Here is a 21,497-nt window from a genome sequence, read left to right on the forward strand (position 1 = left end):
ATGCCTATTATGCATAGGTTTCGCAATTTAATGTGGGGAGAGATTATGCGCGCAGGATTTTGGATTGGGTGTGCCGCTTTGTTACTGTCGGCCTGTAGTAATGAACCTGTTCAGCAGGCCACCGCCGCGCACGTCGCGCCGGGAATGAGAGCGGCGATGTCCAACTCCGGACAAGCTAACTGCGCCATGATTGGCGGCTCAATGTCCGTTGCGCGTCAGCTGGATGGCTCAGCCATCGGCATGTGCGCGCTGCCAAACGGCAAACGTTGCAGTGAGCAGTCGCTTGCCGTCGGATCCTGCGGGAACTACTGATTACTCTGCGCGTTTAAACACCATCGTGGTGTCGGCGGTGGCCAGCGTGAGCTGATCTTCGGTCAAATCAACCTGTGTACCGTTGCGCAGCATGGTGCCAATGGCGTGATCCAGTTCGTTCAACTCCGGCTCGGCGCAGAGTTTACGCGTCATGGCGAGCGCTTTGACCTTTAGCTCCCCGTCAGACAGCTTGCCCTGACCGCTAAAGCGGTTGCACATTACGCCTGAGATGGCCATGTCTTCCCCGAAGGCAATCTCAGGTGCAGGCGTCATCCCCGGAGTGACGGCTTTGCCGTTAATATTCTCCAGAACAAAACGATGCTTCTGAAGTTGTTCTTCCTGCACAGAGGCTTTCCCCGGATTTACACAGCCAGCCAGCGCCATGCTCAGGATCGTTACTGCAACGAGCGTCTTCATGTTTCTTCTCAATGTATTCACTTCACAAATAGCTACAGCATAGTTTATGGCCGGGAAGGATTTTGTCTTGCAGGAAAATCTGAAAATGGGGAGCGAAAAGGCTCTCTCCGTGCGAAGAGAGCCTGGTGATAAATCAGGCCAGTTCGTTCGGGCTGGCTTCGCCGTTTTCCAGCTGGCGCAGATTACCGAGCGTGGTTTCTGAAATGCTGATCAGCGCCTCGGCGGTCAAAAACGCCTGGTGGCCGGTAAACAGCACGTTGTGGCAGGCGGACAGACGGCGGAACACGTCATCCTGGATCACATCGTTAGACTTATCTTCAAAGAACAGGTCACGTTCGTTCTCATAAACGTCCATTCCCAGCGCGCCGATTTTTTGCGTTTTCAGCGCTTCAATCGCGGCTTGAGAATCAATCAATCCCCCGCGGCTGGTATTGATGATCATCACCCCGTCCTTCATCTGCGCAAAGGCGGCGTCGTTCAGCAGATGGTAGTTGTCTGCCATCAGCGGGCAGTGCAGGGAGATCACGTCGGACTGGGCGAACAGGGTCGGCAGATCCACATACTCCACGCCCAGCTCCAGCGCTGCCGCACTTGGGTAGGGGTCGGAGGCCAGCAGGTGCATACCGAAACCTTTCAGAATACGCAGCGTTGCCACGCCAATTTTACCGGTGCCGATCACCCCGGCGGTTTTGCCATACATCGTAAAACCGGTCAGGCCTTCCAGCGAGAAGTTGGCATCACGGGTACGTTGGTAAGCACGGTGAATGCGTCGGTTTAAGGACATCATCATGCCGACAGCATGTTCGGCTACCGCTTCAGGCGAGTAGGCCGGGACGCGAACCACTTTCAGACCCAGCTCTTTCGCCGCATCCAGATCCACGTTGTTAAAGCCCGCGCAGCGCAGCGCAATATACTTAACACCATGCTTTTTCAGCTCTTCCAGCACTGGACGGCTGCCGTCGTCATTAACGAAAATACAGACCGCTTCACAGCCGTGCGCGGTTTTCGCCGTTTTTTCGTTCAGCAGAAAGTCGAAAAATTCAAGTTCGAAGCCATACTCCTCGTTAACATGTTGCAGATACTTTTTGTCGTACTGCTTTGTGCTATAAATCGCGAGTTTCATGAGACTTTCTCCAGTGATTTTGGAACTACGTTAGCATGATTAAAATAATCTTACAATTCTTAAAATATTATTGATTTCAATAAGTTCTGATAATGATTTTACATCATCTCCGGGCAATAACTCTATGATCATCAAACTGAAGCGCTTTCATCGGCCGCGCGATCCCGTCACCAGAAGGGACGATCCGCTGTGCTTTCCAGCGTGCGCGCTATAACCTTATAAAAAACAGCAGCCTGAAGTGAATACTCAACCGCTCCGCTCGATATAAACATAAGCATAACTTATAGTTTTAGGGTGGCGATGTGCTGCATTAACAACCGAAATTTGACGGAGGCTTTATGGCTGATCGTCCAGATTATATTGATCCTGTTCCTGATGATTCCCCATTGCCGGGTGCCGGCGACCCGCTTCCTGGTGTAAACGATCCTGTTCCTGGTGACGTCGACCCGCTTCCCGGGGAAGATATCCCTGATGTGAATGACCCGCTGGATCCTGATGACCCAGATGGGATCAGAAGACCGCTTTAGATACGATTAATAAACCGCCTTCATTCAGGCGGTTTTTTTATGGCTGTGATTGCCCCCCATCTACTGACGATAAGGCCAGCAAAACGCGAGCAGACCGCGTTATCGCATCTATTCTTACAATGGCCTTCGCTTCAACTGTCTGGCGAAACATGCCACACTATCCGGCAAAACCGGCTAATTTTCGCTAAATCAGGATATTGACTGCCCATGAAGGGTAAATACAAAGCCGCGATCGCGCTGTTACTGTTAATCATTTTATTGCCGCTGACGCTGCTGCTTACGCTCGCGCAATGGGTACCCACTCTGGCCGGGGTCTGGCTACCCGCGGGCACCCGAATCGCCTTTGAAAAAAGCCCGCGCCTGACCCGTAATGCACTGGTGATTTCCGATCTGCGTTATCTGGTGGATGACTGCGAAATTGCCCGCGTTGAAGATGCTACCCTCAGCCACCCGAGCCGCTGGAAAATCACCATTGCCGGGCTGGATCTTAACAGCGCCTGCCTGAGTAAAATCCCCGCCAGCGAGCCAACGCCCGCCGCGCCGAAAACCCTCGCCGAATGGCAATCGATGCTGCCCAATACCTGGCTGACCATCGACCGCCTGACGCTCTCGCCCTGGCAACAGTGGCAGGGCAAACTGACCGCGTCGTTAACCCCGACGGTGCAGGATATTCGCTACGACGGCGACCAGTTCAGCCTGCGCGGCAAGCTGCAGGGCCGCGTCTTAACCATCAGTGATGTGAGTCTTAATCTGCCCGATTTCAGGCAGCCCGTTACCCTGGTAGGGGAGTTTACCCTCCCGCTGGTGCCGGACGGTTTGCCGGTGCAGGGGCACGCGGTGGCGACCTTCTCGGTGCCGCAACTCCCCTCGCTGCTGGATGCCGATCTGGCGTGGAAAGAGAACCAGGGGCAGCTGGTGATGATCGCCCGGGAGAGTGGCGAACCGCTGCTCGATCTCCCCTGGCAGATCACCCCCGAAAGACTGACCATCAGCGACGGTCGCTGGCGCTGGGATCGGGCGGGCATCCCGCTGAGCGGACGGCTGGGGCTTAAGATCGACAACTGGCAGCAGGGCAGCGAAAACGCCCTGATCAGCGGGCGAATGAACGTGCTGACGCAGGGCGATGCCGGAAAAGGCAACGCGGTACTGACCTTTGGCCCTGGCAAGCTGAGTATGGATAACAGCGCCATGCCGCTGCAGTTAACCGGCGAGGCCAAACAGAATGACCTGACGCTGTACGCCAGGCTGCCGGCGACGCTGACCGGCAGCCTGATCGATCCCCGGCTGACCTTTGCACCGGGTGCGCTGCTGCGCTCCCGTGGACGAATCATCAACTCCCTGAATATCGACGAAGTGCGCTGGCCGCTGGCCGGGGTTGCGCTCACCCAAAAGGGCATGGATGGGCGTCTGCAGGCGATCCTGCGCGCCCACGAACAGGAGATGGGCGACTTCACGCTGCACCTCGACGGTCAGGCCAACGATTTCCTGCCGGATAACGGCGTATGGCAGTGGCGCTACTGGGGCGAGGGTCACTTTACGCCGATGCATGCCCGCTGGGACGTGGCGGGCCGGGGGGAGTGGCGCGACAGCGTGATTGAGCTCAGCGAACTCTCGACCGGATTCGACAAACTGCAGTACGGCACCATGCTGGTCAGCGAGCCGCGACTGGCGCTGGACAGCCCCATCCGCTGGCAGCGCGACCCCGATCGGCCGCACATAAGCGGCGCGCTGGCGTTTGATGCCAAAGAAACCACTTTTAGCGGCGGCAGCCTGTTACCTGCCTCGTCGCTTAAGTTCAGCGTCGACGGTACGGATCCGACCTTCTTTCAGTACAAAGGCACGCTGCACGCCGAGGCGATCGGCCCGGTGCAGGTTAATGGCCGCTGGGACGGCGAGCGCCTGCGCGGGCAGGCGTGGTGGCCGAAACAGTCCCTGAGTGTCTTCCAGCCGCTGATCCCCCCGGACTGGAAAATGACCCTCAGGGAGGGCGAGCTGTATGCTCAGGTGGCTTTTTCTGCCGCGTCCGATCAGGGCTTTGAGGCCGGAGGGCACGGGGTGCTGACCGGGGGCAGTGTCTGGATGCCGGACAACAAAATCAATGGCGTCGATTTTGTCCTGCCGTTCCGGTTCAGCGAGGGCACCTGGTCGCTGGGCACGAGAGGCCCGGTGACGCTGCGCATTGGTGAAGTGATTAACCAGGTCACGGCGCGCAACATCACCGCCGACTTGCAGGGCGATTACCCCTGGAGCGACGTCAACCCGCTGCTGCTGACCGACGTCAGCGTTGATCTGCTGGGGGGCAAAGTGACCATGCAGCAGCTGCGGCTGCCCCAGCACGACGCGGCCCTGCTGCGGGTGCAGAATATCTCGTCCAGCGAGCTGATTGGCGCCATTAATCCCAAACAGTTTGCCATGTCCGGCGCGTTCAGTGGGGCGCTGCCGTTCTGGCTGGACAACGAAAAGTGGATCATCAAAGATGGCTGGCTGAGCAACGCCGGTCCGATGACCCTGCGCATCGACAAAGACACCGCCGATGCGATTATCAAAGACAACGCCGGGGCGGGCCTGGGGATTAACTGGCTTCGCTATATGGAAATATCCCAGTCGTGGACGAAACTCAATGTAGATAATCTTGGCGAGTTAACCCTGGAGTCGGCGATCCGGGGTGCCAGTCGGGTGGACGGGCACACCAATGCCGTCCATCTGAATTACACCCATCGGGAGAACGTGTTTACCCTCTGGCGCAGCCTGCGTTTTGGCGACAATCTGCAGACATGGCTCGAGGAACACACAGCATTACCGGATAACCGCTGTCCGACAGGCAAGGAATGTAAGGAATAACCATGAAAAAGCTGGCCGGTGGGATCACCGTGAGCATGATACTGCTGCTGACAGGCTGTACGCCGAGGATCGAAGTGGCGGCATCGAAGGAGCCGATCACCATCAATATGAACGTAAAAATCGAACACGAGATCCACATCAAAGTGGATAAAGACGTGGAGTCGCTGCTGAAGTCGCGCAGCGATCTGTTCTGAGGTCATGATGAGAAAAACACTGGCTCTCCTGATCCTGACGCTGGGAATCAGCGCCCCGGCAGCCGCGCTGACCCTGAACGAGGCCCGCGCCCAGGGGCGGGTAGGGGAAACCCTGAGCGGCTATATCGCTCCGCGCGAACGGGATCGCGACACGCTGGCGCTGGTCGAGCAGATTAACAAGGCGCGCGCCGACAGCTATCAGCGGCTTGCCGACAGCAACAATATTCCGGTGGATGAAGTGGCCAAAATGGCCGGGACCAAGCTGGTGGCGCGCGCTAACCCCGGGGAGTATGTCCAGGGTATTAACGGTAAATGGTTACAGAAGTAACTAGCGATGGCGTTTGCGGTATTCGCCAGGCGAAATACCAAAGCGCTGCTTAAACGCCGTGGAGAAGTGGCTATGGTCGGTAAAGCCCCAGCTGTAGCCAATCCCCGCCAGCTTTTCATCATCACGGGTGCCGCGTAGCATCTGCGCGCACAGATCCAGTCGGCGATTCTTAATGTACTGCGCCACCACCAGTCCTTTCTCGGCGAACATCCGGTACAGACTGCGCACCGACATTCCACTTTCAGAGGCGATCCACTCCGGGCGCAGGTGCTCGGCCTGGATATGGTCGTCAATCAGGGTCAGGACGTGGGTAAACTGACGCTCCTTGCGCGGCTGCACGCTTTCGCGCTGCTGCAACACCGGGCGCAGCAGGCAGACCATCGCCTCCAGCGCGGCTTCGCTTTCCGTTTCGCTCAAGGCCGGGTTGCTCATGCTCTCCTGCAATAACCGGTAGCTGAGCTGAACGGTGGGCAGGGTGCGGGAGAGCTTGTGCGCGCAGCTCACTTCCTGAAAACGAAAATGCTGTTCGAGGATCTGACGGGGCAGCAGGAGCGAAATCTGACGGGATTTTTCCGGCCAGTAGATAGAGCAGGGGCGCGAGGCGTCGATCAGGGTGATATCGCCCGCGTTCAACACAATCTGTCGATCGTCCTGTTCCAGCCCGGCTTCACCTTCAATCTGAAAAACGGTGTAGAACCAGGCGTCGTTGCTGGTCTTGATCTCCTGGCGGGTGCGAAACAGGTTCACACCGCTGGCGGTTACGGTGCTGAGCTTGAGGTTACCGGTCCAGGTTGATTCCAGCTCGCCAAAAAACTCACCCGTCAGCGGCCGACCGGCAAAGCTGCCGCACACCTGGTTAATCTGCGCCAGCCACTGCTGATACTGATCCTTTTCGCTTGCACACACCATGTCGTTACCCGCTACGTTGTCAATGTTTCAATATTGTTGCAGATATGTATCTATTTGCCCGTGACAGGGGACGAAATACCGGAAAGAAGTCCGCAATCTCAGCGGGCGAAACGGCAGTATTGTCGCATTTTGCGGTCCCTGTCACAGGCGGCAAAACGAATGTCACAGAGATAAAAGCATGATCCCTGAAGCCATCTTAGACTGCGTTGACACCCTGCGAATAATAAGGAAAAGCTATGTCTGATACACAGGTCGCAGTACTGCCAGGCGTGCAGCAATTTCTGGATCGCCAACATGGCCTCTGGATTGAAGGACGCCCGTCCGAATCCCACAGTGAAAAACGGCTGGAGGTGTTTAACCCGGCTACCGGTCAGGTGATTGCCTCCACCGCCGATGCCAGCGCGCAGGACGTTGACCGCGCGGTGATGTCCGGCTGGCGGGCCTTTGTCGCCCGCAGCTGGTCCGGCAAACTGCCCGCCGAGCGGGAACGCATTCTGCTGCGCTTTGCCGATCTGGTGGAGCAGCACACCGAGGAGCTGGCGCAGCTCGAAACCCTGGAGCAGGGTAAATCCATTCATATCTCCCGCGCCTTTGAAGTGGGCTGCACCCTGAACTGGATGCGCTACACCGCCGGGCTGACCACCAAAATCGCCGGTAAAACGCTGGATCTCTCTATCCCGATGCCGCAGGGCGCGCGCTACCAGGCGTGGACCCGCAAAGAGCCAATTGGGGTGGTCGCCGGGATCGTACCCTGGAACTTCCCGCTGCTGATTGGTATGTGGAAAGTGATGCCCGCGCTGGCGGCAGGGTGTTCGATCGTTATCAAACCTTCCGAAACCACGCCGCTGACCCTGCTGCGGGTGGCAGAACTGGCGACCGAAGCCGGGATCCCGGACGGCGTCTTCAACGTGGTGACCGGCAGCGGCGCCGTCTGCGGCGCAGCGCTGACCACCCATCCCCATATCGCCAAGGTGAGCTTTACCGGCTCGACGGCGACGGGCAAGCAGATTGCGCGTTCCGCCGCCGATCGGCTGACCGGCGTCACGCTGGAGCTGGGCGGTAAAAACCCGGCCATCGTGCTGCAGGATGCGGATCCGTCATGGGTCATTGAAGGACTGATGACCGGCAGCTTCCTGAATCAGGGCCAGGTGTGTGCCGCCAGCTCGCGTATTTATATCGAAGCCCCGCTGTTTGATACGGTCGTGAGCGGCTTTGAGCAGGCGGTCAAATCCCTGAGCGTCGGGCCGGGCATGTCACCGGAAGCACACATCAACCCGCTGGTGTCCCGCGCCCACTGCGACAAAGTGCAGACCTTCCTGAATGAAGCTCAGTCAAAACACGCCGAGCTGATTACCGGCAACCGTGGCCCGAACGGCCAGGGCTACTATGTCTCGCCGACGCTGGTGGTTAACCCGGACGCCAGCCTGCGCCTGACCCGCGAAGAGGTCTTTGGCCCGGTGGTGAACCTGGTGCGCGTCGCCGATGGCGAAGAAGCCTTGCGCCTGGCGAACGACAGCGAATACGGCCTGACCGCCAGCGTCTGGACGCAAAACGTCAGCAAAGCGCTGGAGTACACCGACCGCCTGCAGGCCGGCACCGTGTGGATCAACAGCCATACCCTGATCGATGCCAACCTGCCATTCGGCGGGATGAAGCAATCCGGTACTGGGCGTGATTTTGGTCCGGACTGGCTGGATGGCTGGTGCGAAACCAAATCGGTTTGCGTGCGTTACTAACCCTTTCCCCTCGAATCGCCCGGCGGCGCTACGCTTGCCCGGGCCTACAAGGTAAAACAAAACGGTCACCTCAGGTGACCGTTTCAATGTGTGCGTCTTTTCCGTGGTGCCAGGCAAAAGCCAAAAAAAGGCCGGGGGATTAGCCCGGCCAACAACTGCCTTACTGCGCGTCTTTCTTTTTACCTAACGTCGGTGTTTCATCGAAGAAGTTCCACGGTTTGAGCAGGGTATAGACCCATTCCGTTGGCATAATTGGCCACTCTTCTGCACGCGCCACGTGGGTTGTGCCGGTCGTCATCCACACCACGTTATCCTGCTTATCCAGCGACTCATTATCCTTGCTGAACTGGCCCAGGCCGCTGTCGTGAATGGAGCGGTTCGGGAATTTCCCTTCCGGGTACATCTCGTTCGGATGGTAGCGGGTGACCCACAGCTGTTTATCCATAAAGCTCAGGCGGTGATAAATCCATTCGTCCGGGGCGAATTTCGCGCCGCTGGCAACCGGATGGGTGCCGCCTGCGTACGGGATAATCTGATAGGAGACCGGGTTGCCCATGCGGTTTTCTTTGCTGACGTTGCTCATCAGTCGAATGGTGCCCGGGTCAAACTTCTGCGCCGCCTGCTGCTCGGTGTCGATGTTGTACTGATTCACCTGCATGGTACTGGTGCGTGGGCCGCCTGCGGTATTGGGTTTCACTTCAGGATCCATCGCCACCAGGCTGTTGCTGGTGCCGTCCACGTCCATATCCAGACGGAAGTTATAGATGTGCTGGTGGGTCGTGCCGACGATGTTGTGGTCGATCAGCGTGCCATATTTGGTATCGTCTTTGGCGCTCGGATCGTGCATGGTTTTCGCCATCACGCCTTTGACTGCCTCAATCCCGGTGGCACCGGCATTGATCCCGATGGTGCCGTTCTCGTGGAGCACCCAGTCAAAGATATAGTCGTAGTTACCGACGGTACTGATCCAGCGCACCACCAGCTCACGGCGCTCGGTGCTGACGTTCGGCTGATTCATCTCCTGATGCTTATACTCCGGCCCGGCGTAGCGTTCGAAAACGGCAATCGCCCGCGGGATGGTCATCGGCTGGCCGGTGTAATCCGGGATAATCTGATCCAGCATCACGGCGTTCGACGGCACGTCTTTGCCACGCACCAGCGGCGAGGTCAGGGTGCCCATCCCGTAGTCGCCGGAATCCAGATAGGCTTTAAAGTACCAGCCCACATCCGGGTCGCCGTAAGGCACGATCATGCCGCCCAGTGAGCCTTCGTACATCACCTGGCGTTTTTTACCGTTGTCGTTAAAGGTCAGGGTGGAGAGGATCGGCCCGACGCGGGAGTCGAGGCTCAGGTGGAAATCCCAGTTCTGCCAGTGGATCATGTTGCCGGTGATGGTGTAGTTCTTGCCTTCCGGCTCGGTAATCTCCAGCGGCTTATGCTCCACCGGGATGCGGTCGCGGCCATCATACGGGCGCGGGATCATCGGTACCGGCACCGCCTGACCCTCTTCAATTTTGACGATCTTCTTCTCAACCAGGTCGACCACCGCCACCAGGTTCTCAATCGGGTGCGCCCAGTAGTTGCCGTCGCCCACGTCCAGGTAGCTCACCACTTTCAGCAGCCGGTCTTCCTGCTTCAGGCCATCTTTACCGTCAAAGTAGCCGACGGTCAGCGGGGTAGTGATCACTTTGCTCGGATCGGCGATACCGCGCTTTTTGACGATCTCGGCATACTCTTTGCTGCCGTTGATGATGCTCTGCACCGCCATAAAGTCGTCCAGCAGCACCATGCCGTGTGCGTCTTTGATCGGCTCCCAGTGCAGGATCTTCTTATCTTTCAGATCCACCAGCGCTTCGACAATGTATTTGCCGTCGAGCATGGTGATATTGGCCTGGCGCGGGGCATCGACTGCAGTCCCGTTCAGCACAAAATCCCACACTTTGGCTTTATCTGGCTCGGCCAGCGCGATCTGGGTAAAGCGAGTGTTCGGTTTAAAGTCCGGCGAAGCCTTCACGATCTCGACGGCCTGTTTAATCTCATCGGCGCTTAACGCATTCAGCGGGTGCGGCGTCTTTTCTACCTGGAAGGTCTGATCGAGGCCGGACTGGAAAACATCGTTGACGAAGGTTTCGGAGATCCACGCCTTTTTGTCTTTCATCACCACTGGCACCTGCAGGGTGAGCGGTTTGCCGTTGACGATGGCGGTTTTCGCGCCCGGCTTCACTTTGATAAAGGCCCCGTCTTTGCTGATGGTGTAAAGCTGGGCGTAATCGTCCCATTTTACGTCGGCACCAAATTCGGTCAGGGTTTTATCCATCTCGACCATATGCGCGGCACCACCGTGCGCCAGCGCCTGCGGCTGAGCAAAAAGAAGACCGGCGACGGCCAGCGCCAGCGCCGTTTTACGTGGAGAAAGACTGGAGGAGCTTCCCATGATTAACCTCTGTTGTTTGTGTTGTTATCCACTCAGGACCGCTGTTCTGCGCGCGGTTTATTCATTGCCAACATAGCAATATCGCGGTGTGCACCGTTTGCCTGCGTTTGCCAGATGATTTGTCAGATGTGCCAGAAGCCGGGTAACGCGCGCGGCGCTACCCGGCAAAAGAGGGATCAGGAATCAAAATCTCCGCGCTGACGTGAAACAAGGGTCAGGATGGAGTACAGCGCGACCGGCTGCTGGTGCTGGTTGAAAATCTCAACCGACCACTCCACCACGCCGGTCGGTTTCTCTTCCGGGGTGCGCTGTTTTTTCAGCGTTTTGCGCTTACAGGTGAGGCGCACCTGGATGGTATCGCCCGGCTTCACCGGCTCGATAAAGCGCAGGTTCTCCATCCCGTAGTTGGCGATCACCGGCCCAACGCCCGCATCGACAAACAGCCCGGCGGCGGCAGAAATCAGGAAGTAACCGTGGACCACGCGTTCGCCGAAAATGGATTCTGCCGCGCCAATCTTATCCATGTGGGCATAGAAATGATCTCCGCTCAGGCAGGCAAAGTTGACGATGTCGGTTTCAGTCAGGGTGCGGCGCGGGGTCAGCAGGCTGTCACCCGGCTGCAGTTCCTCGAAGTGTTTGCGGAACGGATGGACCCGGTCTTCCTGCACCTGAGCACCGCGCACCCACTGCTGGCTGATGGCGGCCAGCATGCTCGGGCTGCCCTGAATGGCCGTGCGCTGCAGGTAGTGTTTTACCGCGCGCAGGCCGCCGAGCTCTTCGCCACCGCCCGCGCGACCCGGACCGCCGTGTACCAGCTGCGGCAGCGGGGAACCGTGGCCGGTAGACTCTTTCGCCGACTCTTCATTGAGGATCTGAATACGGCCGTGAGCACGTGCCGCGCCAGCAATAAACTGACGCGCCAGACGCAGATCCGCGGTCACCAGCGTCCCGGCCAGGCTGCCGCCACCGGCGCGCGCCAACGCCATGGCGTGTTCGCGGGTCTGATAGGGCATTAACGTTGCGACCGGGCCAAAGGCCTCGGTGGCATGCACGGCAGGGGTTTCATCCGGCTGCGGGCAGAACAGCAGCGTCGGTGGGAAGAAGGCACCCGCCGCGTTCATGTCGGCTTTACCGCCCAATAGGGTCTGACAGCCTGCAGCCACCAGCGCATCCACTTTCTCCTGCACGTCAGCGCGCTGTTCCGCGTTGACCAGCGATCCCATTTTGATCCCTTCCTGGGCCGGATCGCCAAATGGCACTTTGTTTAACCGGGCGATCAGCGCCTGGCTGACCGCTTCAACCTGCGCCTGCGGCACGATAATGCGACGGATGGCGGTGCATTTTTGCCCGGCCTTCGCCGTCATCTCACGCACCACTTCGCGGATAAACAGCGCAAACTCCGGCTGCTCCGGCGTGACGTCGTCGCCCAGCACGCAGCAGTTGAGGGAATCCGCTTCCATGGTAAACGGAATCGATTTGGCGACGATATTCGGGTGGATGCGCAGCATCTGTCCGGTCACCGCCGAGCCGGTAAAGGTCACCACGTCCTGGCTGTCCAGTTGGTCGAGGAGATCCCCGGCACCGCCGCAGATCAGGCTAATCGCCCCGTCCGGCACCAGCCCGCTGTCGACAATGGCTTTCACCATCGCCTGAGTCACCTGCGCGGTGGCGGTGGCCGGTTTGATGATTGCTGGCATTCCCGCCAGCCAGGTCGGGGCCAGTTTTTCCAGCATCCCCCAGCAGGGGAAGTTAAAGGCGTTAATGTGCACCGCCACGCCGGATTTTGAGGTCATTACGTGACGTGCGGCAAACCCGCCTTCTTTCGACAGAGGGATCAGTTCATCTTCCGGCCACAGGGTGTCGTCCGGCAGCTCGCGGCTGCCGAGGCTGGCAAAGGTAAACAGCGTCCCGATACCGCCTTCGATATCCACCCAGCTGTCGGCGCGGGTCGCACCGGTTTGTGCCGACAGGGCATAGAACACCTCTTTGTGGCTCAGCAGGTGTTTCGCCACCGCTTTGAGCATTGCGGCGCGTTCGATAAAGGTCATGGCATGAAGGGCTTCACCGCCTGTCTCAATGGCGTAGCGACGCGCGGCGGCCATATCCAGCCCTTCGCTGGTGACGCTCCAGAGGGCTTCGCCGTTGATGGCGTGCGAAATACTGCGCTCACGGCCCCGGCCAGACTGCCAGGCGCCGGACAAGAAGCTGGCTAACTGCTGCATGTTCTTTCTCCAGGTGGTTCGTGATTTCACTATAGATAGTTTGATTCTGAATCATAAAATGCAAGGAATGTTTTAATGAAATGTTAATGATGTGATCTGACCTGACTATTCCCGCGCGTCACCGCCCGCCACAGAGGCCGCTCTACAAAAGGCTTGCGAGCCACATCACAAAATAAACAAACAATCCTTGGGGTTATATTTAACCTTTGTGTAACTTTTAAGAAACGAAGTGATTCATCATTGAGTTCAAATTACTAGTTAAACGAATCATAAGGGTGATGACGTGACGGAAGAACAACGCTTTGAGCAGCGCATCGCGCAAGAGACAGCCATCGAGCCGCAGGACTGGATGCCAGAGGCCTATCGTAAAACGCTGATCCGCCAGATTGGCCAGCACGCACATTCCGAGATTGTCGGCATGCTGCCGGAAGGCAACTGGATTGCTCGCGCCCCGACGCTGCGCCGCAAGGCCATTCTGCTGGCCAAGGTGCAGGACGAAGCGGGCCACGGTCTGTATCTCTACAGCGCGGCGGAAACGCTGGGCTGCGCCCGGGAAGACATCTACCAGAAGATGCTCGACGGCAAGATGAAATACTCCTCGATCTTCAACTACCCGACCCTGAGCTGGGCCGATATCGGCGTGATTGGCTGGCTGGTGGATGGCGCGGCCATCGTCAACCAGGTGGCGCTGTGCCGCACCTCTTATGGTCCGTATGCCCGCGCAATGGTGAAAATCTGTAAAGAAGAGAGCTTCCACCAGCGTCAGGGCTTTGAAGCCTGCATGGCGCTGGCGGCGGGCAACGACGCCCAGCGGCAGATGCTGCAGGATGCGATCAACCGCTTCTGGTGGCCGGCGCTGATGATGTTCGGGCCCAACGACGACAACTCGCCGAACAGCGCCCGCAGCCTGGCGTGGAAAATCAAACGTTTTGGCAATGACGAGCTGCGTCAGCGCTTTGTCGACAACACCGTCTCTCAGGTCGAAATGTTGGGGATGACGGTGCCGGATGCGGATCTGCATTTCGATGCTGAAAGCGGCCACTACCGCTTTGGCGAGATCAACTGGCAGGAGTTTGACGAGGTGATCAACGGACGCGGTGTCTGTAATCACGAACGCCTGGCCGCCAAGAATAAAGCCTGGGAAGAGGGGACGTGGGTGCGTGAAGCCGCCCTGGCGCACGCAGAGAAACAACACGCCCGCAATGTCGCGTAAGAGGAATCAAGATGAGCAAAACATACTGGCCGTTATATGAAGTGTTTGTCCGCAGCAAACAGGGGTTATCCCACCGTCACGTAGGCAGCCTGCATGCCGCCGACGACCGCATGGCGCTGGAAAACGCGCGCGATGCCTACACCCGTCGCAGTGAAGGCTGTTCAATCTGGGTGGTGAAGGCGAGCGAAATCATCGCCTCCCAGCCGGAAGAGCGCGGCGAGTTTTTCGACCCGGCGGACAGCAAGGTCTACCGCCATCCGACCTTCTACACCATCCCTGATGGCATCGAGCACATGTGAGGTCGGAAATGAAAACGTTAACGGCTTATGTTCTGCGACTCGGTGATAACGGCCTGGTGCTGTCCCAGCGTCTGGGGGCGTGGTGCGGCCACGCGCCAGAGCTGGAGATCGACCTGGCGCTGGCCAATATCGGCCTCGACCTGCTGGGTCAGGCGCGCAATTTCTTAACCTACGCCGCCGAGCTGGAAGGCACCGGTGACGAAGACACGCTGGCCTTTCAGCGCGACGAACGCCAGTTCAGCAACCTGTTGCTGGTGGAGCAGCCCAACGGCAACTTCGCTGACACCATTGCCCGCCAGTACTTTATGGATGCCTGGCACCTGGCGCTGTACACCCGCCTGACCCGCAGCCGCGATCCGCAGCTGGCCGCCATCGCCGCCAAGTCGCTGAAAGAGGTGCGCTACCACCTGCGCTTCAGCCGCGGTTGGCTGGAGCGTCTGGGCAACGGCACCGAGGTTTCCGGGCAAAAAATGCAGCAGGCGGTCAACGACCTGTGGCGCTTTACCGCCGAGCTGTTCGAGGCCGACGAGGTAGACCTGGCGCTGATTGCCGAAGGCATCGCCGTCGATCCGCGCAGCCTGCGTGAAGAGTGGGAAGCCGAAGTCCTGAGCGGACTCAGCGCAGCCACCCTGAGCGTGCCGCAAGAGTCTGCCTACCGCAGCGGCGGCCGTAAAGGACTGCACACCGAACATCTGGGACCGATGCTGGCGGAGATGCAATATCTGCAGCGCGTCAACCCCGGTCAGCAGTGGTAACGCAGGAGAACGCCATGCAACGTTTCGCCGACATCGCCCCCGCAGAAATCCCGCAGATCTGGTCGCTGTTAAGCCAGATCCCGGACCCGGAAATACCGGTGCTGACCATTACCGACTTAGGCATGGTGCGCAGCGTAGCGTCGCAGGGCGACGGCTGGGCCATCGGCTTTACGCCGACCTATTCCGGCTGCCCGGCGACCGACCATCTGATGGGCGCGATCCGCGACACGTTGAGCGCGCACGGCTTCGCCCCGGTGCATATCGCCATCCAGCTCGATCCGGCCTGGACCACCGACTGGATGACCCCGGACGCGCGGGAACGCCTGCGCCAGTACGGCATCAGTCCACCCGCCGGACACAGCTGCCACGCGCATCTGCCCGCCGAGGTGACCTGTCCGCGCTGCGCCAGCACCCGTACCACGATGATCAGTGAATTTGGTTCCACGGCCTGCAAAGCGCTGTATCGCTGCGACAGTTGCCGTGAACCCTTCGATTATTTCAAATGTATTTGAGGTCGCCATGACAACGTTTCATTCATTAACGGTGGCAAAAGTCGAACCCGAAACCCGCGATGCGGTGACCATTACTTTCGCGGTTCCGCAGGCGTTGCAGGAGGCGTATCGCTTCCGCCCGGGTCAGCACCTGACGCTGAAGGCCCGCCTTGCGGGCGAAGAGCTGCGCCGCTGCTACTCCATTTGCCGCAGCGTTCAGCCGGGCGAGATCAGCGTTGCGGTCAAAGCCATCGACGGCGGGCGCTTCTCGCGCTATGCCCGGGATGAGATCAAACAGGGGATGGCGCTGGAGGTGATGGTGCCGCAGGGCCATTTTGGCTACCAGCCGCAGGCCGAGCGGGAAGGCTGCTACCTGGCGATCGCCGCTGGCTCCGGGATCACCCCGATGCTGGCGATCATCTCCAGCACCCTGAAAACCGAAGCCAACAGCCACTTCACCCTGATTTACGGCAACCGCAGCAGCCAGAGCATGATGTTCCGCGGGGCGCTTGCCGACCTGAAAGACCACTATCCGACACGCCTGCAGGTGATCCACATCTTCAGCCAGGAGACGCTGGACAGCGAGCTGCTGCACGGACGGATCGACGGTGAAAAATTACAGGCGCTGGCGCGTCAGCTGGTCGATTTTAGCCAGTTTGACGAAGCCTTTATCTGCGGCCCGGCGGCGATGATGGACGACGCCGAGCTGACGCTGAAAGCGCTGGGCATGCCGGAGAAATCGCTGCACCTTGAGCGCTTTAACACCCCGGGTACTACGGTGAAACGGGCGCATACGGTGCAGGCCGACGGGCAAAAAGTGACGGTGCGCCAGGACGGGCGCGACCGGGAAATCACCCTGACCGCCGACGACGAAAGCATTCTCGACGCCGCCTTGCGTCAGGGGGCCGATCTGCCGTACGCCTGCAAAGGCGGCGTCTGCGCCACCTGCAAATGCAAAGTGCTGCGCGGCAAAGTGGAGATGGTCACCAACTACAGCCTCGAGCCGGACGAAGTGGCCGCAGGTTATGTCCTGAGCTGCCAGTCATTGCCGCTGACGGCGGACGTGGTGGTGGACTTTGATGCAAAGGGGATGGCATGAGCGAATTAATCGTTACCCGTCACGGGCGGGTACTGCAACTGACGCTACATCGTCCGGCGGCCCGTAACGCGCTGAACAATGCCTTGCTGAGCGAGCTGGCCACCACCCTTGAAGCCGCCGCAGCCGACAGTGACATCTCGGTATGTGTGATCACCGGCAGCGAGCGCTTTTTTGCCGCCGGGGCTGACCTGAATGAGATGGCGGACAAAGACCTGCCCGCCACCCTCAACGATGTGCGTCCGCAGCTGTGGGCGCGGATCAACGCTTTCAGCAAACCGCTGATTGCCGCCGTCAACGGCTACGCGCTGGGTGCCGGGTGTGAACTGGTGCTGCTGTGCGATGTGGTGGTAGCGGGGGATAACGCCCGCTTCGGCCTGCCGGAGATCACCTTAGGCATTATGCCGGGCGCGGGCGGTACCCAGCGTCTGATCCGCTGCGTTGGCAAATCGCTGGCCAGCAAAATGGTGCTGACCGGGGAGAGCATTACCGCCCGCCAGGCGCTGGCGGCCGGGCTGGTGAGCGACATCTACCCGCAGGATCTGATGCTGGAATATGCCCTGCAGCAGGCCGAGGTGATGGCACGCCACTCACCGCTGGCGCTGCAGGCGGCGAAGCAGGCGTTACGCCAGTCGCAGGAGATGGCCCTGCAGGCTGGTCTGGCCCAGGAGCGTCAGCTGTTTACGCTGCTCTCGGCGACCGAGGATCGTCGGGAAGGTATCAGTGCCTTCCTGCAAAAACGCACCCCTGAATTCAAAGGACGCTAACCATGGATTTCATTCTGAGTCACGTTGAGCAGGGCGTAATGACGATTACCCTGAACCGCCCGGAGCGTCTCAACAGCTTTAATGAGGAGATGCACCAGCAGCTGGCGGCGTGCCTGACCCAGGCGGAGCGCGACGACGCCGTGCGCTGTCTGCTGGTCACCGGAGCTGGACGCGGCTTTTGCGCCGGACAGGATCTGAATGACCGTAACGTCGATCCCAACAGCCCCGCGCCGGATCTGGGCATGTCGGTTGAGAAATTTTACAACCCGCTGGTGCGCCGTCTGGCAAAACTGCCGAAGCCGGTGATCTGCGCGGTGAACGGCGTCGCCGCCGGGGCTGGGGCAACGCTGGCGCTGGGTTGCGATATCGTGATCGCTGCCCGCTCGGTGAATTTTGTAATGGCCTTCAGCAAGCTGGGACTGGTGCCGGATTCTGGCGGCACCTGGCTACTGCCACGCCTGACGGGTCGCGCCCGGGCGATGGGCCTGGCCCTGCTGGGCGAGAAAATCAGCGCCGAGCAGGCGCAGGCCTGGGGGATGATCTGGCAGGTGGTGGATGACGGCGAGCTGGCCGCCACCGCCCAGCAGCTGGCGGTGCATCTGGCCGCGCAGCCGACCTTTGGCCTGGGGTTGATTAAGCAGGCGATCAACGCCGCCGAAACCAATACCCTGGATGCCCAGCTGGATCTGGAGCGCGATTACCAGCGCCTGGCCGGACGCAGCGCCGACTATCGCGAAGGCGTCAGCGCATTCCTCAACAAGCGCGCGCCGCAGTTTACGGGGAAATAAGATGACCACTATTCATACCGTCGCGGTGATTGGCAGCGGCATCATGGGGGCCGGCATTGCCGAAGTGGCCGCCAGCCACGGTCACCCGGTGCTGATTTACGATATCAATGCCGACGCCATCTCCCGCGCCATCGACGGGATCCGCACCCGCCTGCAATCCCGCGTGACGCGCGGCAAGCTCGGCGCCAGCGCCTGCGAGCAGACGTTACAGCGTTTGATCCCGGTGACCGACATCCATTCGCTGGCAGCGGCTGATCTGGTGATTGAAGCTGCCTCTGAACGGATGGAGATCAAAAAGGCGCTGTTCGCCGAACTGGCGGCGATTTGCCCGGAAAAAACACTTCTGACCAGCAATACCTCGTCGATCTCGATTACCGCGATTGCCGCCGATCTGCGCCACCCCGAGCGCGTGGCCGGGCTGCACTTCTTTAACCCGGCCCCGGTGATGAAGCTGGTGGAAGTGGTGAGCGGGCTGGCGACCTCCGACGAGGTGGTGGAACAGCTCTGCGAACTGGCGGTGAACTGGGGTAAACAGCCGGTGCGCTGCCAGTCCACGCCGGGCTTTATCGTTAACCGCGTGGCGCGTCCGTACTACGCCGAAGCCTGGCGCGCGCTGGAGGAGCAGGTGGCTGCCCCACAGGTGATTGACGCTGCGCTGCGCGAAGGGGCGGGCTTCCCGATGGGGCCGCTGGAGTTAACCGACATGATCGGCCAGGACGTTAATTTCGCTGTTACCTGCTCGGTGTTTAACGCCTTCTGGCAGGAGCGCCGTTTCCTGCCGTCGCTGGTGCAGCAGGAGCTGGTGCTGGCGGGACGTCTTGGTAAGAAGAGCGGCCAGGGCGTTTACAACTGGCACAGCGACAAACCGACCGCGGGCTGTCTGGAGTCGGTGAGCGAGTCCTACTGTGCCCTGCACGTGGCGAAAAGAAGTGACGGTGTCACCGAACTGGACGATCTGCTGCTGATTGAAACTCAGGGCGAAACGGCCCAGGCGCTGGCAACCCGTCTCGGGCATCCGGTGGTGGTGGTCGATCGTCAGGAAGGCGATGTGGCGATTATTGCCGCCGCTGCCAGCAACCCGACGTCTGCGACCCGAAAAGCAGTGCATCACCTGCAGCAGCAAGGCAAGCGGGTCCTGCAGGTGGCCGATTATCCGGGTCTGCTGATCTGGCGTACCCTGGCGATGATTGTTAATGAGGCCCTCGACGCCCTGCAAAAAGGGGTCGCCAGCGAACAGGATATCGATACCGCCATGCGTCTGGGCGTGAACTATCCGCGCGGCCCGCTGGCCTGGGGCGAGCAGCTCGGCTGGCAACGGCTGCTGTGCCTTCTGGAAAACCTGCAACGCCACTACGGCGAAGAACGTTACCGCCCGTGTTCCCTGCTGCGCCAGCGTGCGCTTCTGGAGAGTAGCTATGAGTCATAACGCCTGGCGCAACGCCCGCGCCATGTACGAAAACGATGCCTGCGCCCAGGCCTATGGCATCGACATTATCGAGATGGATGATGGCGTAGCGGTCCTGACCATGACCGTGACCCCGCAGATGCTTAACGGTCACAAAAGCTGCCACGGCGGCCAGCTATTTACCCTGGCCGATACCGCCTTTGCCTACGCCTGCAACAGCCAGGGGCTGGCGGCGGTAGCCTCGGGCTGCACCATTGATTTTGTTCGCCCGGCGTTTGCCCACGACAAGCTGACCGCCACCGCGCAGGTTCGCCATCAGGGAAAACTGACCGGCGTGTACGACATTGAAATTGTTAATCAACAGCAAAAAACCGTTGCCCTGTTCCGTGGGAAATCCCACCGCATCGGCGGCACGATTACAGGAGAAGCATGATGCGTGACGCCTTTATTTGTGACGGGATCCGTACCCCTATCGGTCGCTACGGCGGCGCATTGTCCGGTGTCCGCGCGGATGACCTGGGCGCGATCCCGCTGCGCGAGCTGCTGATGCGTAACCCGGGACTCGACGCGGAACGCATTGATGATGTGATCTTTGGCTGCGCTAACCAGGCAGGGGAAGACAACCGCAACGTGGCGCGCATGTCGCTGCTGCTGGCCGGGCTGCCGCAGACCGTTTCCGGCACCACCCTGAACCGTCTCTGCGGCTCCGGTCTGGATGCGCTGGGCTTTGCCGCCCGGGCCATTCGTGCCGGTGATGCGGAGCTGATGATTGCCGGGGGCGTGGAGTCCATGTCCCGCGCGCCGTTCGTGATGGGCAAAGCCACCAGCGCCTTCCAGCGGCAGAATGAAATTTTCGATACCACCATCGGCTGGCGTTTTGTGAACCCGCTCATGGCGCAGCAATTTGGTTCTGACAGCATGCCGGAAACGGCAGAGAATGTAGCGGAATTGTTACGTATTTCCCGCGAAGACCAGGACGCCTTCGCCTGGCGCAGCCAGCAGCGTACTGCGCAGGCCCAGGCCAACGGTATTCTGGCGCAGGAGATCGTGCCAGTGATCATCAAAGGCAAAAAAGGTGCGGTAACAGAAGTGTTACATGACGAGCACCTGCGTCCTGAGACCACCCTCGAGATGCTGGCCGGGCTGAAAGCCCCGTTCCGCGCGGGCGGTGTGGTGACCGCAGGCAACGCCTCTGGCGTCAACGACGGTGCTGCGGCGCTGATCGTCGCCAGCGAGAAGATGGCGGCGGCGCAAGGGTTAACCCCACGCACCCGCATCGTGGCAATGGCCACCGCCGGGGTTGAACCGCGTCTGATGGGCCTTGGCCCGGTACCGGCCACCCGCCGTGTGCTGGAGCGTGCCGGCCTGAGCATCAACGATATGGACGTGATTGAATTGAATGAAGCGTTTGCGTCGCAGGCGCTGGGCGTGCTGCGTGAGCTGGGGCTCCCGGACGATGCCCCGCATGTTAACCCTAACGGTGGCGCGATTGCATTGGGCCATCCGCTGGGGATGAGTGGAGCCCGACTGGCGCTGGCCGCCAGCCACGAGCTGCATCGTCGTAAAGGGCGCTACGCGCTTTGCACGATGTGCATCGGTGTTGGTCAGGGTATTGCCCTGATCCTTGAGCGTGTCTGAGC

At 59.7% G+C, this 21,497-nt stretch carries 21 protein-coding genes; 16 read left to right on the plus strand and 5 right to left on the minus strand.

Features of this window, described 5'->3' with window-relative positions; all coding sequences use genetic code 11:
* Positions 1-45: 45 nt before the first annotated feature.
* Positions 46-312, plus strand: a complete 267-nt coding sequence (locus tag M8014_RS20630) for a putative hemolysin (protein ID WP_271284238.1) — start codon at positions 46-48, stop codon at positions 310-312.
* Here M8014_RS20630 and hslJ read toward each other — a convergent pair whose 3' ends face one another.
* Positions 313-729, minus strand: coding sequence for a heat shock protein HslJ (hslJ, locus tag M8014_RS20635; RefSeq protein ID WP_271284239.1), 417 nt, complete (start codon positions 727-729; stop codon positions 313-315). It lies immediately after the preceding gene.
* 133 nt (positions 730-862) lie between these two features.
* A complete protein-coding gene (locus tag M8014_RS20640; RefSeq protein WP_271284240.1) occupies positions 863-1,852 on the minus strand; it encodes a 2-hydroxyacid dehydrogenase in 990 nt (329 codons plus the stop codon).
* 338 nt (positions 1,853-2,190) lie between these two features.
* Between M8014_RS20640 and M8014_RS20645 the strand changes: the two genes are divergently transcribed.
* The 4 genes from M8014_RS20645 (at position 2,191) to M8014_RS20660 (ending at position 5,742) form a co-directional block, all read left to right on the plus strand.
* Positions 2,191-2,379 (plus strand): hypothetical protein, encoded by a 189-nt coding sequence (locus M8014_RS20645; protein ID WP_271284241.1) that lies wholly within the window; start codon positions 2,191-2,193, stop codon positions 2,377-2,379.
* 207 nt (positions 2,380-2,586) lie between these two features.
* Positions 2,587-5,220 carry a YdbH family protein gene (locus M8014_RS20650; protein WP_271284242.1) on the plus strand — a complete coding sequence of 878 codons (2,634 nt, stop codon included), beginning with the start codon at positions 2,587-2,589 and terminating at the stop codon, positions 5,218-5,220.
* A gap of 2 nt (positions 5,221-5,222) precedes the next feature.
* On the plus strand, positions 5,223-5,414 hold the full coding sequence (locus M8014_RS20655; RefSeq protein WP_271284243.1) for a YnbE family lipoprotein: 192 nt from the start codon (positions 5,223-5,225) through the stop codon (positions 5,412-5,414).
* A gap of 7 nt (positions 5,415-5,421) precedes the next feature.
* Entirely contained in the window at positions 5,422-5,742 is a 321-nt protein-coding gene (locus M8014_RS20660) for a YdbL family probable chaperone protein (protein ID WP_271284295.1), read from the plus strand.
* On the opposite strand, the gene feaR is transcribed toward M8014_RS20660, so the two are convergent.
* Positions 5,743-6,651 carry a transcriptional regulator FeaR gene (gene feaR, locus M8014_RS20665; RefSeq protein WP_271284244.1) on the minus strand — a complete coding sequence of 303 codons (909 nt, stop codon included), beginning with the start codon at positions 6,649-6,651 and terminating at the stop codon, positions 5,743-5,745. It lies immediately after the preceding gene.
* Between the two features lie 236 nt (positions 6,652-6,887).
* Here feaR and M8014_RS20670 point away from each other — a divergent pair, with 236 nt between their 5' ends.
* On the plus strand, positions 6,888-8,387 hold the full coding sequence (locus tag M8014_RS20670; protein ID WP_271284245.1) for an aldehyde dehydrogenase family protein: 1,500 nt from the start codon (positions 6,888-6,890) through the stop codon (positions 8,385-8,387).
* Positions 8,388-8,547: 160 nt separating this feature from the next.
* Here the strand turns inward: M8014_RS20670 and tynA are convergent, their stop codons facing one another.
* Both tynA and paaZ read right to left on the minus strand, forming a co-directional pair.
* Positions 8,548-10,821, minus strand: a complete 2,274-nt coding sequence (gene tynA / locus M8014_RS20675; RefSeq protein ID WP_271284246.1) for a primary-amine oxidase — start codon at positions 10,819-10,821, stop codon at positions 8,548-8,550.
* A 176-nt stretch (positions 10,822-10,997) separates the two neighbouring features.
* Positions 10,998-13,043, minus strand: coding sequence for a phenylacetic acid degradation bifunctional protein PaaZ (gene paaZ, locus M8014_RS20680; protein ID WP_271284247.1), 2,046 nt, complete (start codon positions 13,041-13,043; stop codon positions 10,998-11,000).
* Positions 13,044-13,326: 283 nt separating this feature from the next.
* Here paaZ and paaA point away from each other — a divergent pair, with 283 nt between their 5' ends.
* From paaA to pcaF, 10 genes are read left to right on the plus strand one after another with little or no spacing between them, the layout of a single operon-like run.
* Positions 13,327-14,256: a 1,2-phenylacetyl-CoA epoxidase subunit PaaA gene (gene paaA, locus M8014_RS20685; RefSeq protein WP_271284248.1), complete on the plus strand. Its 930-nt coding sequence runs from the start codon at positions 13,327-13,329 to the stop codon at positions 14,254-14,256.
* A gap of 11 nt (positions 14,257-14,267) precedes the next feature.
* On the plus strand, positions 14,268-14,555 hold the full coding sequence (paaB, locus tag M8014_RS20690) for a 1,2-phenylacetyl-CoA epoxidase subunit PaaB (protein WP_271267444.1): 288 nt from the start codon (positions 14,268-14,270) through the stop codon (positions 14,553-14,555).
* An 8-nt stretch (positions 14,556-14,563) separates the two neighbouring features.
* Entirely contained in the window at positions 14,564-15,310 is a 747-nt protein-coding gene (gene paaC, locus M8014_RS20695; protein WP_271284249.1) for a 1,2-phenylacetyl-CoA epoxidase subunit PaaC, read from the plus strand.
* A 14-nt stretch (positions 15,311-15,324) separates the two neighbouring features.
* On the plus strand, positions 15,325-15,822 hold the full coding sequence (gene paaD / locus M8014_RS20700; RefSeq protein ID WP_271284250.1) for a 1,2-phenylacetyl-CoA epoxidase subunit PaaD: 498 nt from the start codon (positions 15,325-15,327) through the stop codon (positions 15,820-15,822).
* A 7-nt stretch (positions 15,823-15,829) separates the two neighbouring features.
* Positions 15,830-16,900, plus strand: coding sequence for a 1,2-phenylacetyl-CoA epoxidase subunit PaaE (gene paaE / locus M8014_RS20705; RefSeq protein WP_271284251.1), 1,071 nt, complete (start codon positions 15,830-15,832; stop codon positions 16,898-16,900).
* Complete coding sequence (paaF, locus tag M8014_RS20710) at positions 16,897-17,664, plus strand: 2,3-dehydroadipyl-CoA hydratase PaaF (RefSeq protein ID WP_271284252.1); 768 nt, start codon at positions 16,897-16,899, stop codon at positions 17,662-17,664. The genes paaE and paaF overlap by 4 nt, the downstream gene beginning before the upstream one ends.
* A 2-nt stretch (positions 17,665-17,666) precedes the next feature.
* Positions 17,667-18,452 (plus strand): 2-(1,2-epoxy-1,2-dihydrophenyl)acetyl-CoA isomerase PaaG, encoded by a 786-nt coding sequence (gene paaG / locus M8014_RS20715; RefSeq protein ID WP_271284253.1) that lies wholly within the window; start codon positions 17,667-17,669, stop codon positions 18,450-18,452.
* 1 nt (position 18,453) lies between these two features.
* Positions 18,454-19,878 (plus strand): 3-hydroxyacyl-CoA dehydrogenase PaaH, encoded by a 1,425-nt coding sequence (gene paaH / locus M8014_RS20720; RefSeq protein ID WP_271284254.1) that lies wholly within the window; start codon positions 18,454-18,456, stop codon positions 19,876-19,878.
* Positions 19,868-20,290 carry a hydroxyphenylacetyl-CoA thioesterase PaaI gene (gene paaI, locus M8014_RS20725; RefSeq protein WP_271284255.1) on the plus strand — a complete coding sequence of 141 codons (423 nt, stop codon included), beginning with the start codon at positions 19,868-19,870 and terminating at the stop codon, positions 20,288-20,290. The genes paaH and paaI overlap by 11 nt, the downstream gene beginning before the upstream one ends.
* A complete protein-coding gene (pcaF, locus tag M8014_RS20730; protein WP_271284296.1) occupies positions 20,290-21,495 on the plus strand; it encodes a 3-oxoadipyl-CoA thiolase in 1,206 nt (401 codons plus the stop codon). Before paaI ends, pcaF begins: the two co-directional genes overlap by 1 nt.
* The last annotated feature ends 2 nt before the right edge of the window (positions 21,496-21,497 follow it).

The sequence above is a fragment of the Silvania hatchlandensis genome (genome assembly GCF_025564065.1).
GTDB lineage: Bacteria > Pseudomonadota > Gammaproteobacteria > Enterobacterales > Enterobacteriaceae > Enterobacter > Enterobacter hatchlandensis.